A 16299-nucleotide genomic window follows, 5' to 3' on the forward strand; every position below is an offset into this window, starting at 1 on the left:
GGGAGAGTTTCAGGCAGCTTGTTAGTTTACAACGTAACAGTGTTATGTTACGATGAGCGCAAGGAGTGGTGATATGGAAGAGGATTTAATCTCCAAAAAGGAACTGCTCGATGAGACAGGAATTTCTTACGGGCAATTGTACCGCTGGAAGCGGAAGCAGCTGATTCCTGAGGAATGGTTCATCCGCAAATCTACCTTTACGGGACAAGAGACCTTTTTTCCGCGGGCGCGTATTTTGGGGCGGGTGCAGCATATTTTACAGAAGAAGGATGATCTCTCCCTGGATGAATTGGCAGATAAGCTGTCAGAGCCGGCATCCCCGTACAGAATAAGGTTAACCTTATCCCAGTTAAAAGAACGTAACATTGTTTCGGTAAGCAGTCTGGAGCGGTTCGGTAGACCGGAGGCTGAGGATTTACCGCTAACCTTCGAGCAGATTCTGAATGTTTTCGCGGCAGATGGGCTACTCGGCAAGGGGGAGCTCAGCTGGGAGGAAGCAGAACGGCTCTATCAGACGCTGGAGAGTCATGCGCCGGGGTACGGGGAGAAGGGCTGGGAGCTGTTTTTTGTGCGGAAGATGGGGGTTAGCTTCTTCATTATGACACTGCCTGGCGCAGGGCTGGCCTTCGATGAGGGGGCACGGCTGGTGAGCAGGCTTCGCTCTGCGGATCTGGCGGAACAATTGAATGGGCGCTTAAGTGAAGGCAACTGACAAGAGCAAGAAACAGGAAACCACAGGAGGCTGGACCATGGAGAAGAATGAACTGCCGGATCTGGTGATGGATGGGGTCAACACGGCTGCCGGAGGCAGATATCACAAGGTTAATATTAACGGCGTCAGTAAAATTAACGGAGCGCTCCAAGCTCATACCTATAGCTGTGACGGAGTGATGAAGCAGAAGGGCGACCTCGCGGCCGATGAGCTGGAGATGAATGGAACCCTCAATCTGAAGGGCAATCTGCAGGTTGGTGAAATGAAGCTGAATGGAGTAGTGAACGGTGAAGGCAGTCTGCGGGGAGAGCGCTGTGTAATAGACGGGATGCTGAAGCTGAAGGGCGATTGTGAGCTGGAGGAGCTGACCGGGGAAGGGGTATTCACGGTGGGGGGCCTGCTCAGTGCGGGCCGGATCGAGTTCGGACTACACGGTCAGTCGGAGGCAGGAGAGATTGGAGTGGAGAGCCTGGTGATCCGCAAAAAAGGCAACACAGCCTGGGGCAGACTGCTCGGCGGAATGATTCCCAAGCTCAAAATCGGGCTGCGGGCCAAACTCATCGAGGGCGATATGCTGGATTTGGAATACACGAGTGCAGATGTAGTGAGGGGCGGTACGGTTATTATCGGGCAGGGCTGCTCGATTAGCCGGGTGGAGTATAGAACGGGACTGACAGTACATCCCGGTGCCCAAGTGGGAAAGGAGGAGAAGCTCGGTGAATGAAGCGGTAGAACGTCATGATCTGAAGATACTTGGGACATCGAGCTCTATCGGCGGAGTTTTTAAGGATGTGAAGGTGACGGGAGAATGTACCTTTGGCGGGGATGTGGATTGCCATAAGCTGGCGCAGACCGGGGAGGTTGCGGTTAAGGGGAATCTTCGGGCGCAGGATATCAAAATCACCGGGGAGTGTGAGGTTAAGGGACGGGTAGACGCAGCCAGCCTGCGCGGGCAAGGGGAGCTTACAGCAGGCGGCGGGCTGCGGATTGAGGATATCAGGCTGACCGGCGGGATTATAGTTACGGGCGATTGTGAAGCAGAGCAGGTGCAGCTTACCGGAATCCTGGAGGTCAGCGGACTGTTGAATGCGGAGAAGCTTGACCTGTCCTTATTCGGCCCCTGTAGAGCCGATACGGTCGGCGGCGGCAGGATCTCAATCAAGCGCAGCCGTTCCGCTGCGTTGCTCAGACCGGGAACGAAGATGAGCTTCGCGGCCCGGCTGATCGAAGGGGACCAGATTGAGCTTCAGCATACGCAGGCGCAGACCGTGCGGGGCGGAAGTGTTGTAATCGGGCCCGGCTGTGAGATTGAGATGGTGGAGTACCGGGAGCTGCTGGAGGTTCATAAGAGCTCAATCGTACGGCACACTGTGAAAATGTAGCGTTAATCCTGCCGGGCGGCTGCGAACCGGAGCACGGTTCGCAGCTTCTCCGGGCGGGCACGCCGGGCATCCGAGATGTAGATCTCGCGGTGCAGGAGAGACTCCCGCAGCAGACCCTGAGCGGTGCAGAATTGCTCCATTCTGGCGAAGCTGTGGGGTTCATCATCATAGGGGCCGATATGCGTCATTTGTACACTGAGGCCGTCTTCGCAGCGGGCGAAGACGGCCTTGTCCAGCAGCGGGTGCGGCTTGCTGCGCTTGACCTGCTCCAGCACTTCTGCGGCAAGCAGAGGGGTCAGGAAATCCGGCTGCCGGATCATTAAGGTGTATACCAGTTCGTTCTTATCAAGAACGGATAAACGGCGCCCGGCTTCGCTGAGATCCCATACCCCTTCCAGCGGGAAGACGGTGTAATCGTAGTAGCCTTCGGGTGCGGGGCCTTTTCTCGGCAGCATCTTAACTGCGTAGGATAAGGAATACAGCACAGCGACCGCTTCTGCGAATGCGCTGCCGTTCGGATTGCCTTCACCCTGCAGGGTGAAGTAAGAGAAGGCGGGTACCTGAATCAGCCCCGGTTCGGCAGGGGGCAGATATAGGGCTTTGTCTTGTTTTCTCCATTCGAATTTCATAGGGGTCACCTCTGTTCATAGGATTGTGCTGCATTCAGCATATCATGTGAACCGGACAGGTGTATGTCAGGTTGGCGGAAGACGAAAATCGGGGGGCTTTTTAGAGGGAGAGAAGGCGGGCAGAGGCTTACCCTAGTATCAAATACCAGAAGTGGAGTTGTTTATACGGCGGATATGCCTGTGAGCAGCTCTTTTTATGTTGTGCAGAAGATGATGTACTGGCTTGCGGGAGCATGGGCCGAATGTCTACGGAAAAGCGAAGACAATTTGCAGCTGCGAGGGTAAGCGGCTGAATGTATGCGAAAAAGTGAACACAATCGCAATGTACTGGTGCAAACACTGGCTTCAGCGCAGATGACTTCCAACGAACTGCGAACTTAGGCCTCGACGGACACTGGATTGCGCGCAAGATTGTTGGGGAAAGGTGCCGAAGGCCGCAAGGAGGGGGCAATCTTGTTGTTACGCCTTTTTATTTTCAGAATAAACAAAATATGGTATTGTATCTATATATTGAAACGCTTCCACGAAGAGCAGTGAGAAAGAGAAGGAACCCGGTATCCATCATTATTCCTATCAAAAGCAAGGAGGATTTCGATGATTAAGGCTGTTGTCGTAGACGATGAGCGTCTGGTGCGCAGGGGTTTCATCTCACTGCTGGATTGGCCGGCCTTCGGGGTGGTGATTACTGGAGAGGCCAGAGACGGGCAGGCGGCGCTGGAGCTGCTGCGCGAGCAGGAGACGGATCTGCTGTTCGTAGATCTCTCGATGCCGGGGATGACCGGATTCGAGCTGATCCGGGAGGTGAGGCTGCGGCATCCCGCAGTACGCTGCGTGGTGCTGACCTGCCATCATGAATTCGATGAGGTGCAGGAGGCGCTGCGGCTGGGAGCGGTGGATTACATTGTAAAAACGCTGCTGGAGCCCGAGAATGCCGATGTGATCATCCGCAGACTGGTGGAGCGGATCAGGTGGGAGGACGGGAACAAAAGCACCCCTGCAAAGGCAGAGCAGAAGGTTATTGCGGAGGACAAGGCGCTGCTCTATGTGCCGCTTACGCCGGAACTGAAGGAAGAGCAGCTGTATGCGCTGTCTCAGGTGAGAAATTCCACACTACATGCTGTGCAGGGGATGTGGCTGTCTCCGCTGCTGTATCCTGTGGATGCAGCGCGGATCGGAGGAGAGGTGGGAGCGGTGCTTGGGACAAGCTGGACAGCAGCGCTGCTGGAGGGGGTGAGCGGTCAGCCGCTGAAGAGAATCGCTGCGGTGCTGGAACAGTCGGCTCGGCAGGCGCTGTTCTATGCTGCGGGCGGCCAGGCGGTCCCGAGGCTGCACTATGGTGACCTGCAGGCGCTGGCCGCGCGGCAACGGCCGGAGACGGGCGTCCCTTCCGCGCTGATACAGGCGCAGAATCTCCGCTGGACACTGGAGCGCAGAGATTGGGACCTGTTCCTCAGCGGGGTTGCGATGCAGCAGCCGGACCCTGCGGCAGTGGCGGACTTTGGCCAGGAGCTGCTGCGGAGCTGGAGCCGGCTGCTGCTTACGGCGGAGGAAGCGCAGCAGCTCGCGCTGGCGGCAGAGTGCAACCGGCACTGGCGGCACTGGCAAGTCTGGCTGCATCAGTTCACCGGGCATGTCCAGCGCCGGATGATTGAGCTGGGCCTGAGCCAAGAGGTGATGCTCTGCCTGATCACCGCTGTGCGTTATATGAGGAGCCATGCCGGCGATAAAATCAACCAGGGCGATGTTGCCGCTGCTGTCCATATGAGCCGCGGCTATTTCAGCCGGTGCTTCGCCCGCTTTGCCGGTGAGACCTTCGGGGAGTGCCTGCGGCGCATGCGCCTGGAGCTGGCGAAGGCACTGCTGCTGGAGACCCCTGTCCCCGTGTGTGAAATTGCCTGCCGGTCCGGCTTCGGCGATGACCGTTATTTCAGCAAGCTGTTCCGGGAGCATGTCGGCAAGCTGCCGAGCGAATACCGCGCAGAAGGGCTGGCGGAGCGTATAGCCGCAGAATGAGAGCCATGCTGCCTGTGCTGCCCGATATGCTGCTGATTTGTCGGATCAACTGTTTTCCAATAATCGTTCAGAATGAAGAAATTAGAGTACGTCTACCCCTTACGATCTGCTACCCGTCACCCGTCATACGGGGCCCTTGGGCATTTCCATTCAATACGCTCAACCCCTGCCCGTTCAGCCGGTCTGAGTTGCGGGTGACCTTGTGGAGCAGATTTGTCAGCGTATCGAGCTCACTCTCGGTGAGATCCATGGACAGCTCGCGGTTGAAATCGTCCAGCAGCGTCTGGAAGACCGGGGCGAATTCGAGCGCCTGGGGAGTTGGATACAGCAGGAAGGAGCGGCGGTCATTCGGGTCCGTCCGGCGTTCGATGTATCCCGAGGCCTCGAGCAGCTTGACGGAGCGGGTGGTTGTCGCTTTATCGCATTTAATCCGGCTGGTCATCTGATCCTGGGTGATCCCCGGATGACTCAGCACCAGCTTTAAGAAGCTATGCTGGCCGCCGCTGCCGATGCCGTAGGGAAGCAGCTCCTTGGCCAGTATTTTTTGGTTCTGGCGGTGAAGATGAGAGATCAGCTTCCCGATGGGTTCTTTATTTGAAGTCACAATGGACACCTCGCTGAGGATTATAACAGCAACCTGTCACGGGAATGCTGTCTGCCTCAGATCTTACCGTAATTTTGTTGCGCACGCAACTAATTTGCAGTACACTGTGAAGGATTAGTTTGTTGCGTGTGCAACTAGATTACTTTGGATACAAGAGGGTGTTAGCGGATGAGCAGCATAGAGGCAACCTATCAGGAGGATGCCGGGATACAGAAGAAGCGCTGGCTGATTCTGATCGTTCTTAATTTGTTTACTTTTATGTCTACACTGGATGGAAGTATTGTGAATATTGCGCTGCCGGTGCTGGTGAAGGAGCTGGGGCTGCCGGTAGCCCAGGTAGAGTGGGTGACAACCGGATATCTGATGGCGATCTGTTCAGTGATTCTGTTCTTCGGGAAGCTGGGTGATATCGCCGGCAAAATCAAGATGTTCAAGCTGGGCATGGTTGTCTTCACCATCGGCTCGCTGCTCTGCGGATTAAGCCACAGCCTGCCGCTGCTCATCGCTTCGCGTGTAGTGCAGGCGGTTGGCGCTTCGATGACCATGGCGAACAGCCAGGGCATTGTTACCGATATTTTCCCGTCAACGGAACGCGGCAAGGCTCTTGGCTTGATCGGAACCTTCGTATCCCTCGGCAGTATAGCGGGGCCCAGTTTGGGCGGAATTATCGTATCGTCGATGGGCTGGGAGTATATTTTCTGGGTGAATGTGCCGATTGGCATTCTGGCGATTGCGCTGGGCTGGAAGGTGCTCCCGAAGGACCTGGTACGCGTCAAGTCAGGGATTGATGTTCCCGGCAGCCTGCTGTTTGCTGTCTTCATTGTTACTCTGTTCGCCGGACTTCTGCTCGGCCAGCAGCTTGGCTACGGGGATACCCGGATTCTTGCCGCCCTCACCGCTGCAGTTATTACCTTCATCGTCTTCCTGATCGTGGAGCTGCGCAGTGCTCAGCCGTTGCTTCAACTGGGCCTGTTCAAGAATCCCTTGTTCTCACTGAGTATATTCTGTGCCTTTCTGGTGTTCGTCTCGAACTTCTGCTTCAATATCATCGCACCGTTCTATGCGCAGAATATGCTGAACATGTCTCCGTATGGTGCAGGCTTCCTGCTTATGCTTTACCCGATCTGCATGGTGATAGTTGCTCCATTAAGCGGGGCGTTATCCGACAAAATCGGTTCGGAGCTGCTCACCTTCGCAGGGCTGATCGTGATGGTGGTTGCCCAGTTCGGGCTGGCCCGGCTGCATGAAGGCAGTCCGGTTATACTGGTCGGCGTCTGGATCGCCATGCTCGGTATCGGCAGCGGGATGTTCGGCTCACCGAACAATTCGCTGATTATGTCCACGGTGCCGCGAACACAGCTAGGCTCGGCAGGAAGCGTGAATTCGCTGGTCCGTAATGTGGGAATGGTCGTCGGCATTACCGTAGCGACCTCGATCCTGTTCAATGTAATGAGCAGCAAGGCCGGTTACCGGGTAACCGGGCTGGTAGAAGGCCGTCCGGAGCTGTTCCTCTCGGGAATGCATGTAGTCTTCCTGACTTCGTCCGGGATCTGCCTGTTGTCGGCGCTTCTGACCGGCTGGCGGCTATTCTCTTCAAGAAGGGCTAAGAGCCTGAGCGCATAGAGTGTATTCAAGAGCAGGGCTGCGGAATTTTGCTGTCCTGCTCTTTTTTGTCAAAAAGAATTTCAATGTTTTGGGGTCCCCGCAAAGTACCTGATTCATCATCGAGTTAAAGCTTCACTTTGTGGGGATGTTGTGTCACAACAGCTGTCCCTATCTTGTCTACAGTTATGAAGAGCAATACAACCATAATGGAGGCGACCCAATTTGAGTCTAAGAATGAACTATCGTGAGGTTAACAGCCCGGCGTTCCGGGCAATGATGGCGCTGGAGCAGCATGCAGGAAGCCGCAGCAAGGATAAAGTGCTGTATGAACTGGTTAAAATACGGGTCTCCCAGATCAACGGCTGTGCGTTCTGTCTGGATATGCATGGCAAGGATCTGATGAAGCTGGGCAACTATGCCGAGCATATTCTGCTGCTGAGTGTGTGGCGCGAAGCGCCGTTGTTCAGTGCGAAGGAACGTGTGCTGCTGGAATTCGCCGAGCAGGTGACGCTGATCAGTGAAGCGGGCGTTCCGCTGGAGCTGTATAATAAGATGCTTACGCACTTTAGCGAAGAGGAACTGGTAGACTGGATTATGGCGGTCAATACGATCAACAGCTGGAACCGGATTGCTATTACGACCGGGATGTTCCCGGGCTGCTTCGGCTAAGGATAAGGACAGGAATATAAGGAAGGAGAGCTGCGTGAAGTGGACAGGGGTAAAATAATGGCACAGGCTGAGACACCTGCGGCTGAGAATCCGGGTATGGAGGAGCTGTATCAGCATTATAAAAGTTATGCCTTCTCCATCGCGTACCGGATGTTAGGCGTGGTTGCCGATGCGGAGGATGCGGTGCAGGATTTATTCGCCGAGCTGCAGCACCGGGACCGGAGCGGCATTCAGAATATCAAAGCCTATTTGGCCAAAGGTATGACCAACCGCTGCCTCAATATGCTGAACTCGGCACGCAGCCGCAGAGAGACTTATATCGGGGAGTGGCTGCCGGAGCCGGTAAGCGAGGGATACGATGGGCCGGAAGCGGCGGCAGAACGTAAGGATAATCTGTCGTATGCTTTTCTGGTGCTGCTGGAGCGGCTGTCTCCTACGGAGCGTGCGGTATTCGTACTGCGGGAAGCCTTCGAATACGACTATGAAGCCATTGCCGGAATGGTAGGCAAGTCGGGCAGCAACTGCCGGCAGATCTTCAGCCGGGCCAAGCGTATCCTGATGGCAGAGCCGGCTTCCGGCTTACCCTCGCTCCGATATAGAGCAGTCACGGAGAAACTGCTGGTCCGCTTCACTGCCGCGTTCACCTCCTATGATGTGGACGGCATGCTGGAGCTGCTGGGCGAGCATCCGGTGCTGGTTGCCGACGGCGGGGGCCGCGAAGTGCATACAATTCTCCGGCCGATGACCGGCCGTAAGGGAGTTACTGCACTGCTGACCTCGAAGCGGGTTATGCACTATTTGCGGGAGTGGAAGACTTCCTATGGGCCGCTGAACGGTGAGCCGAGTCTGATCTTCACCGATCAGGGAGTTGTGAAGTGCGTGCTCTGCCTGAGTACGGATTCCAGCGGGGAACGGATTCAGAACCTGTATCTTCTGATGGACCCTGCGAAGCTGTCCCATATTACCGTACCGCCGGAGCTGCCGCAGCGCTGATATCCGGCAATAATAAAGACACGTTACTCTCCCTATGCGGGAAGGCAACGTGTCTTTATTGGTTGATGTGAAGAACTCCCAGTGAATTTCAGTGATAGTTGTAGAATGTACACTTAAAAGCAGCGAAAATTCACACATGCCACGTTTAAAGGTAGTCTGTACAACTAAATCTGCCTAAAAGTGTGAGTAGCAAGAAAAAACGGCCTTATAGATGTACAATATACAACTAAACTCAGAATGGGTCGAAAATCAGCAGGTTTAGATGTACAGAATGCAATTAAGCCTGCACGCTCACTTAGTTCTTGAAGCTGTGAATTGGTGCGGGAATCCGTCCGCCGCGGTTGACGAAGCCCGCACAACTGAAGGGGTTCACAGCCATGACTGGGGCGTATCCGAGCAAGCCGCCGAATTCGACCATCTCACCGACGTCCTTGCCGATGACCGGAATGACGCGGACCGCCGTAGTCTTGTTGTTGACCATCCCGATGGCAGCTTCATCGGCAATGATGCCAGCGAGGGTCTCCTTGCTGGTGCTGCCGGGAATGGCAATCATGTCAAGGCCTACCGAGCAGACGCAAGTCATGGCTTCGAGCTTCTCCAGCGTCAGCGCCCCGCGCTGGACCGCCTGGATCATGCCGTGGTCTTCACTGACCGGGATGAAGGCGCCGCTTAAGCCGCCGACATAGGAGGAGGCCATGACTCCGCCTTTTTTGACATTATCGTTAAGGATGGCCAGTGCAGCAGTGGTGCCGGGAGCACCGGCTTCCTCCAAGCCCATGACCTGGAAAATCTCTGCGATAGAATCGCCGATCTCAGGTGTAGGGGCCAACGACAGATCGATGATGCCGAAGGGCACATTCAGGCGCTTGGAGGCTTCCTGGGCGACCAGCTGGCCGACCCGGGTAACCTTGAAGGCTGTACGCTTGATCGTCTCGCACAGTGTCTCGAAGTCCTGTCCCTTCACCTCCTCCAGCGCCCGCTTGATCACACCCGGGCCGCTTACGCCCACATTAATCACACACTCCCGTTCGCCCACCCCGTGGAAGGCACCGGCCATGAACGGGTTATCCTCGACTGCGTTGCAGAATACAACCAGCTTGGCACAGCCGATGGAATCGCGGTCCTTGGTGCGCTCCGCCGTCTGGAGAATGATATCGCCCATCAGCTTCACGGCGTCCATGTTGATGCCGCTGCGCGAGGAGCCCACGTTGACGGAGGAGCAGACTCTCTCGGTCACCGCCAGCGCTTCCGGGATACTGTCAATCAGAATCCGGTCGCCCTTGGTACAGCCCTTCTGTACCAGCGCGGAATACCCGCCGATGAAGTTGACGCCAACCTCCTTGGCAGCCTTGTCCAGAATCTGGGCGACAGGCACGTAGGTATCGGTATGTACAGCGCCCGCAGCAATCGAAATCGGCGTTACTGAGATCCGTTTGTTGACAATCGGCACCCCGAATTGGCGCTCGAGATCCTCACCGGTCTTCACGAGCTTCTCGGCAGAGCGGGTGATTTTGTCATATACCTTCTGGTTGAACACCTTCATGTCGGTATGGGCGCAATCCATCAGGCTGATGCCCATCGTAATGGTGCGGACATCCAGGTTCATTTCCCGGATCATTTTATTCGTCTCCTGAACTTCTACAATCGAGATCACTAGCGCTCACTCCTCTCCTTGCCGGTTAGATCCGGTGCATAATATTGAAGATATCCTCATGCTGCAGCTTGATTTCCACACCGATGTCTTCCCCTACCTGCTGAAGCTCCTCCACAATCTCCTCGAAGGACTTGCTGGGGGCAGAGATGTCCACGATCATCATCATGTTGAAATAATCCTGCACAATCGTCTGGGAGATATCCAGAATGTTCAGATTGTGCTCTGCGAGGTATGTACATACTTTGGCGATAATGCCTACCTTGTCTTTCCCGAGTACCGTAATAATCCCCTTCAATTGAAAAGCCTCCCGTTATCCATGATCTATAATCTTCGCTCATTGCCGCATTAACGGAATGAACGATTTTAATTATTATGTCAAATCAAGGATCGGTTATCAACCAAAGCTTTTGTGTCCAGCTGATCAGAGATTTGAGCTTGCATTTTCCTGAGGGTATAATAATATTGACACTTGATGTAAAATATGATTTATTGAAGTTTTGTAGGATAAGCTGGACTGAAGGAGCTATTATGACAACGAGAAAATATAAAGAGCTGGTTGAAGAGCGCACCAGAGAAACGCTGCAGAAGTGGTCGGAACAGTCAGCAGTCGAGGAGAAGGATATCTACCGTTTCCTGCATAATTTGAAGGGCACCTCGGGCACTGTGGGGCTGGATGCTGTAGAGGCATTCTCCGGCAATGCGCTGCTCTATTTCTCGGATGACAACCATAGAAGCTGGAAGGAAGCGGAGTGGGGCGATTATATCTATCCGCTGCTGGAGCTGTTTGCGGAGCCGGAGCCTGTGGGCGCGGTGCCGCCGCTGACTCCCGGAATAGCATTGTCCCACGGGAATGTCCATCAGCAGTACGAGATTCTGATCGTGGACGATGATGTGGAGCTGGTCGCTTTTTTACGGGAATCCCTGGAGCGTCAATCCTATTATGTCAGCATTGCGCTGTCGGCCGGACGCGGACTGAAGCTTTTTTATGAGACGAAGCCGGATTTGATTCTACTCGATATTCTGCTGCCGGACCGCAGCGGGATTGATGTACTGAAGCAGATTATCGGCAAAGCCAAGAAAGAGCGGATTCCGATCATTATTATCAGCGGCGAGCATTCTATTGAGGTTCAGAAGTATGCCTATTCGCTGGGTGTCATGGATTACATACAAAAGCCGGTGGACATCGATTTGTTCCTGGTCTTGATCAAGAACCGCTTTGAGCTGAAAAAGGAGTGGCAGGAATCCATCATTGTTGACGAGCTGACCGGAGCGTTCAACCGCAAGTACTTCAACCAGACGATGAAGCAGCTGATCTCCGATTTCAGACGGACAGGCCGGACCTTCTCCCTCGCTCTGCTGGATCTGGACCTGTTCAAGCAGGTTAATGATACTTACGGGCATCTGATGGGGGATGAGGTGCTGCAGAGCTTCTCGGAGCTGGTGAAGCAGTCCATCCGCACGGAGGATACCTTCTGCCGCTATGGCGGCGAGGAGTTTGCCTTGTTCATGCCCAATACCCCTGCGGAGCAGGCGCTGCTTGTGATGGAGCGGATTCAGGAATCCTTTGCGGCCCGCGATTTCCAGGCCAAACGTGAGAGCTTCCATGTAACGTTCTCCTGCGGAGTGACCGAGATCACTGAAGAGGTGCAGGATGCCGATATATTGGTTGAGGAAGCCGATCTGGCGCTCTATGCCAGCAAACATAACGGCAGGAACCAGAGCACCCTGTACAGCCAGGATCTGCTGCTGAGCCAGCGTGAGACGCTGCTGAATGTTATTATTGTGGACGATGATCCGCTCATCCGCAGAATCGTGACGACCCATTTCGCAGCCTGGCAGCCTGGGACCAACGCCAGAGTGAAGGTTGCGAGCTATGCGGACGGCGCGCTTCTATTGGAATCGGACTGGTATGCTCCTGAAGAGAAGTATGTTATTTTGCTGGACGGCGTCATGCCGGGGCTTGACGGGCTGGAGGTACTGGAGAAGATCCGCAGCAGCTATCCTGAGCTGAATATTCTTGTGATTATGCTGACCGGGCGCAACGACCAGCGGGATATTATTCATGCGCTGCAGATGGGCGCGGACGATTATGTCATTAAGCCGTTCCATCTGCCGGAGCTGCTGACCCGGATTGAGCGTCTGTCCCACCGGTTTCTGTTCTAAATGCAATGCATCCCAAGCAGGGATGACTGAAAGGTGAGAGTGAGCTATGGTGCAAAAGGTACTGATTGTAGATGATGAAGAGGTTCTGCGCATGCTGATTGAGGATACGCTGGAGGATCTGGAGAATGTGGAGGTTCATACCGCCGAGAATGGGGGCGAGGCGCTCGCCAGGCTGGCGTCAGAACCTTACGATCTGGTCATTCTGGATTACATGATGCCCGTAATGACCGGCATTGAAGTGCTGAGCGAGCTGGACGGGGAGCTGAAGAGCCGGACGCCGATTATGATGCTGACCGCCAAGGCACAGGAGATGGACCGTAACCGGGCAAGAGAGGCGGGAGCCCGATATTTTATGCCCAAGCCCTTCAGCCCGATGGAGCTGCTGCAGCTCGTGGAGGACATTCTGAGTGAGAAACCTTAAGCTTAAAGCCACGAGCATCAAAACGAAATATTACCGGATTCTTCTGCTCCTGTTCGTTGCCATTATGGCCGGAGGAATCGGGCTTGTCTTCTATATCAATGTCCAGCAGGAACAGCTGGATCACAAACGTGAAGTGCTGCAATATAAGACGGCCACAATCAACGAGCTGGCAGGGACGCTGAACGAAGTCTTTTTCCGGGCAAGAGGTTATGTGGCTACCCAGAGCGAGAATGAGCTTGCGCTGCTGAACGCTGCGGTTAAGGGGCTTGACGGCATTCTGGAGCAGTATTCCTCCCTGAAGCTGTCGCCTGAAGAAGTCCGGTACAGAGATGACCTTAAGGTGTTCTATGAACAGTACAAAAGCCAGACCTTGCCCGAAGTGATGCGTCTGGTGAAAAATAATGATTACGAGGGAATCCGGAACTTGTCCCAGAGCGGCAGCACCAAGGCTGTGAACGAATACCTGGGCTATACCAAGCAATTCAAAGCCAATTCGGATGCGCTGCTGAATGAGCTGAACTCCCGTTCCATCAGGCAGGCGGATGCATTCACGTTCGTGGCTTTTCTGCTTAGTACCTTACTGCTGCTGTTCTTCACCCTGCTGATCTGGCAGATGCTCAAAATTATCATCGATCCGATTGTGAAGCTGGAGGAAGCAACGAATTCGCTGGCGGCCGGTGATGCGGTTCTGCTTGGTAAGCTGCATAAGCAGGATGAAATCGGGCGGCTCTATGACGCCTTCCTGAATATGGCCCATAGCATCCAGGACAAAGAGGAAGAGCTGATGATGCAGAATGAAGAGCTGCACGCCCAGCAGGACGAGCTGCAGGACCAGCAGTACAGGCTGGAGCGGTCACTCAGTGAAATCGAGAGTATGATGAAGGCACTGAATCAGACCTCTGCCGTCGGCATTCTGTCGAACAAAGGCGTGTTCACTTACGCGAACGATAATCTGAGCGTCTACACAGGGTACAAGAGCTCAGAGATTATCGGATACACCTACCGGTTGTTTGAGCTGCATAATATTTCGGATACCCAGGTGGAGCAGATGATCCGCAAGCTGTCGACCGGCGGAGTGTGGAGCGGAGAGACAAAACTTGCGGCGAAGGAAGGCTCGCCGCTCTGGCTGCAGCTGACAATCATGCCTTACTTAAACGATGAAGGCCAGATTTACCAGTATATCCTGATTGCCAATAACATTACCTCGATGAAGAATGTGCAGCAGGAGCTGGCGGAGACGCTGAAAAGCACGGAGCAGACGTCTATGATGCTGGAGCTTAACAATCAGCTGAATCATGAAATTACCTATACGCTCGACAAGCATGAATTCGCCGACAAGTTCAACAAGTTCATGAACCGCCTGTTCTCTTTCGACTCCAGTCTTTTCCTGCTGGTCAAGGACAAGATAGCGGTGGTCAAGGGGGTTCCGCCGGAGAATGTGGAGCGGTACATCGGTGAGGGCAGCAAGGAGATTCTGTACCGCCTGAGTGTGGAAAAATCGTATGTGGTGAAGCGGGTGGGCTCGGTCAGAGAGCAGGGGATTTCCGCCAACGAGGTGTATTGTTACGACTACTATACAACCGTGGTAAATGCGGAGGATGAGATTCTGGCGGTCTTCTGCGGAACCCGCATCGGGCATCCGTTCACAGAGGAAGAGACCAGTGAGATTCAGGGGATAATGAACCGGGTCGCCCTGGCTATCGAACGCCTGTTCATGTACGAGGAGATTGAGAATGGCCGCAAGCTGAATCAGGATATTGTCAACAACGTCAATGAGGGCATCCAGTTTGTCAGCACGGACGGTGTCATTCAGCACATTAACAAGGCGCTGAGCCAATTGTTCAGCTATGAGGACTGGACGGAAGGCATGCTGATTCCCAAGGAGGGCTGGATGGAGCATTTCACCTCCCGGGTGAATGAATCGGAAGAGCTGGAACGCTTTTACCAAAAGGCGATGTCTGAGCATACTGTGGATTCCAGTACGATGAAGTATTCTATCGGCAAGGAAGACATGAAGCATGTGGATGCCTATGCCATACCGGTCTTCCGCCGGGAGGTCCGGGTGGGAACGCTGTTCGTTCACCGGGATATTACACGCGAGTATGAGCTGGATCTGATGAAGTCGGAGCTGGTCAGCACCGTCAGCCATGAGCTGCGGACGCCGCTGTCGAGTGTGCTGGGCTTCACGGAGCTGCTGCTGTCCAAAACGATGAAGCCAGAGAAGCAGCTGAAATATCTGGAGACGATTCATAAGGAAGCCAAGCGTCTGACGGAGCTGATTAACGACTTCCTGGACCTGCAGCGGATGGAGTCAGGCACACAGCTGTACAATGTGGAGAAGGTCAATCTTAGCGAGACAGTTCTGAGTGTCATAGATCAGTACAAGCTGAGCGGTACCCATCATATTCTGCTGGAGGACGAGGCGCTGAATCCCGAGGTTGAGGTAGACAAGGATAAAATTATCCAGGTGCTGACCAACCTGCTGAGCAATGCGATCAAGTTCTCGCCGGGTGCAAGTGAAGTGAAGGTCATGCTTCATAACGAACCGGGCAGCATTATGGTGAGGATTCAGGACCATGGACTCGGGATTCCGAAGAATCAGATCGGGCAGCTGTTCCAGAAATTCCGCAGAGTGGACAACAGTGCATCCAAGCGGATTGGCGGTACGGGACTGGGGCTGGCGATCTGCAAGGAGATCATTGAGAAGCAGAAGGGAACAATCGGGATTGAATCGGTTGAAGGCGTGGGCTCGACAGTATGGTTCCGTCTTCCGGTGATTCAGGCCGAGACCGGCCAACCGGAGGAGGAGTCCTCCCACAGATGGAACGCGGGCAAGGAGCAGAAGCCGAATGTGATGATTGTGGAGGATGATTACAGCCTGTCGCTGCTGCTCTCGGAGGAGCTGAAGGGCAAGGGCTTCCGGGTCACCCATCACTATCATCCGCAAAAAGCTTTTGACCAGGCCGTCAAAACGCCCTTCGTAGCGATCATTGTGGATCTGATGCTGGGCGATGAGCTGGACGGCTGGGATCTGATCCGCATGCTCAAGGACGATCCCCGGACCGAGAAGGTGCCGATCGTCATCTCCTCGGCGCTGGATAAGGACGATAAGAGCATGATGGATAACGTGCAGAAATATCTGACCAAGCCTTATCCGCCAGGCGAGCTGTCGGGTACGCTTCAGGAGATTGTGGACATTCAGCTGAAGACTGGCGAGGTGCTGTTCCCGGATAACGGTGAGGCCGGGCATGGTTCGGCGCTTGATGAGAGTTAGAGTGGGTATCGAGTGGTTGCTGAGTAGTGCTTCGTGATTATATGGCTAATGCAATAATATGATGGATTATAGTTAGTGCGGAACAAGTCTCTTTCGGGAGGCTTGTTTTTTTGTATGCTGGGGGGTTCTCTCGGGTGAGGGAATGGGATGATGGGGAGAGAACGAGGAGACGGGGCCAAA

The 16299-nt window shown here is 54.4% G+C and carries 14 protein-coding genes; 10 read left to right on the top strand and 4 right to left on the bottom strand.

All coding sequences use genetic code 11. The features are described from left to right. Positions 1–73 precede the first annotated feature (73 nt). From MKX63_RS32425 to MKX63_RS32435, 3 genes are read left to right on the top strand one after another with little or no spacing between them, the layout of a single operon-like run. Positions 74–712: a DUF4004 family protein gene (locus MKX63_RS32425; protein WP_341023442.1), complete on the top strand. Its 639-nt coding sequence runs from the start codon at positions 74–76 to the stop codon at positions 710–712. Between the two features lie 37 nt (positions 713–749). Then, positions 750–1436: a hypothetical protein gene (locus MKX63_RS32430; protein WP_341023444.1), complete on the top strand. Its 687-nt coding sequence runs from the start codon at positions 750–752 to the stop codon at positions 1434–1436. After that, positions 1429–2094 (top strand): hypothetical protein, encoded by a 666-nt coding sequence (locus tag MKX63_RS32435; RefSeq protein ID WP_341023447.1) that lies wholly within the window; start codon positions 1429–1431, stop codon positions 2092–2094. Before MKX63_RS32430 ends, MKX63_RS32435 begins: the two co-directional genes overlap by 8 nt. 2 nt (positions 2095–2096) lie before the next feature. On the opposite strand, the gene MKX63_RS32440 is transcribed toward MKX63_RS32435, so the two are convergent. Then, positions 2097–2723: a GyrI-like domain-containing protein gene (locus MKX63_RS32440; RefSeq protein ID WP_341023448.1), complete on the bottom strand. Its 627-nt coding sequence runs from the start codon at positions 2721–2723 to the stop codon at positions 2097–2099. Between the two features lie 594 nt (positions 2724–3317). Between MKX63_RS32440 and MKX63_RS32445 the strand changes: the two genes are divergently transcribed. Beyond that, positions 3318–4736, top strand: a complete 1419-nt coding sequence (locus tag MKX63_RS32445; RefSeq protein ID WP_341023450.1) for a response regulator transcription factor — start codon at positions 3318–3320, stop codon at positions 4734–4736. Between the two features lie 109 nt (positions 4737–4845). Here MKX63_RS32445 and MKX63_RS32450 read toward each other — a convergent pair whose 3' ends face one another. Next, positions 4846–5340 (bottom strand): MarR family winged helix-turn-helix transcriptional regulator, encoded by a 495-nt coding sequence (locus MKX63_RS32450; protein ID WP_341023453.1) that lies wholly within the window; start codon positions 5338–5340, stop codon positions 4846–4848. Positions 5341–5508: 168 nt separating this feature from the next. Between MKX63_RS32450 and MKX63_RS32455 the strand changes: the two genes are divergently transcribed. From MKX63_RS32455 to MKX63_RS32465, 3 genes are all read left to right on the top strand, one after another. Further along, entirely contained in the window at positions 5509–6963 is a 1455-nt protein-coding gene (locus MKX63_RS32455) for an MFS transporter (RefSeq protein ID WP_341023455.1), read from the top strand. A gap of 204 nt (positions 6964–7167) precedes the next feature. Continuing rightward, entirely contained in the window at positions 7168–7614 is a 447-nt protein-coding gene (locus MKX63_RS32460; protein WP_341023456.1) for a carboxymuconolactone decarboxylase family protein, read from the top strand. Between the two features lie 57 nt (positions 7615–7671). Beyond that, positions 7672–8607 carry a sigma-70 family RNA polymerase sigma factor gene (locus MKX63_RS32465; protein WP_341023457.1) on the top strand — a complete coding sequence of 312 codons (936 nt, stop codon included), beginning with the start codon at positions 7672–7674 and terminating at the stop codon, positions 8605–8607. 295 nt (positions 8608–8902) lie between these two features. Here MKX63_RS32465 and MKX63_RS32470 read toward each other — a convergent pair whose 3' ends face one another. Beyond that, the gene (locus MKX63_RS32470) at positions 8903–10261 is read right to left on the bottom strand and encodes a PFL family protein (protein WP_036700806.1); all 1359 of its coding nucleotides are present in this window, start codon (positions 10259–10261) and stop codon (positions 8903–8905) included. A 25-nt stretch (positions 10262–10286) separates the two neighbouring features. Next, positions 10287–10556, bottom strand: a complete 270-nt coding sequence (locus MKX63_RS32475) for an ACT domain-containing protein (protein ID WP_036700808.1) — start codon at positions 10554–10556, stop codon at positions 10287–10289. Between the two features lie 233 nt (positions 10557–10789). Here MKX63_RS32475 and MKX63_RS32480 point away from each other — a divergent pair, with 233 nt between their 5' ends. The 3 genes from MKX63_RS32480 to MKX63_RS32490 are packed head-to-tail and all read left to right on the top strand — an operon-like array spanning position 10790 to position 16119. After that, the gene (locus MKX63_RS32480) at positions 10790–12424 is read left to right on the top strand and encodes a GGDEF domain-containing response regulator (RefSeq protein WP_341023458.1); all 1635 of its coding nucleotides are present in this window, start codon (positions 10790–10792) and stop codon (positions 12422–12424) included. Between the two features lie 49 nt (positions 12425–12473). Next, positions 12474–12845, top strand: coding sequence for a response regulator (locus tag MKX63_RS32485; RefSeq protein WP_341023465.1), 372 nt, complete (start codon positions 12474–12476; stop codon positions 12843–12845). Next, the gene (locus MKX63_RS32490; RefSeq protein WP_341023460.1) at positions 12832–16119 is read left to right on the top strand and encodes an ATP-binding protein; all 3288 of its coding nucleotides are present in this window, start codon (positions 12832–12834) and stop codon (positions 16117–16119) included. The genes MKX63_RS32485 and MKX63_RS32490 overlap by 14 nt, the downstream gene beginning before the upstream one ends. The last annotated feature ends 180 nt before the right edge of the window (positions 16120–16299 follow it).

The organism is Paenibacillus sp. FSL R7-0179, assembly GCF_038002265.1.
Classification (GTDB): Bacteria; Bacillota; Bacilli; order Paenibacillales; family Paenibacillaceae; genus Paenibacillus_AQ.

Bases quoted from the DNA above. Each gene is read 5' to 3' on its own strand.
- MKX63_RS32425 (WP_341023442.1), top strand. From the start codon at position 74: ATGGAAGAGGATTTAATCTCCAAAAAGGAACTGCTCGATGAGACAGGA.
- MKX63_RS32445 (WP_341023450.1), top strand. From the start codon at position 3,318: ATGATTAAGGCTGTTGTCGTAGACGATGAGCGTCTGGTGCGCAGGGGT.
- MKX63_RS32480 (WP_341023458.1), top strand. From the start codon at position 10,790: ATGACAACGAGAAAATATAAAGAGCTGGTTGAAGAGCGCACCAGAGAA.
- MKX63_RS32440 (WP_341023448.1), bottom strand. From the start codon at position 2,723: ATGAAATTCGAATGGAGAAAACAAGACAAAGCCCTATATCTGCCCCCT.
- MKX63_RS32455 (WP_341023455.1), top strand. From the start codon at position 5,509: ATGAGCAGCATAGAGGCAACCTATCAGGAGGATGCCGGGATACAGAAG.
- MKX63_RS32465 (WP_341023457.1), top strand. From the start codon at position 7,672: ATGGCACAGGCTGAGACACCTGCGGCTGAGAATCCGGGTATGGAGGAG.
- MKX63_RS32430 (WP_341023444.1), top strand. From the start codon at position 750: ATGGAGAAGAATGAACTGCCGGATCTGGTGATGGATGGGGTCAACACG.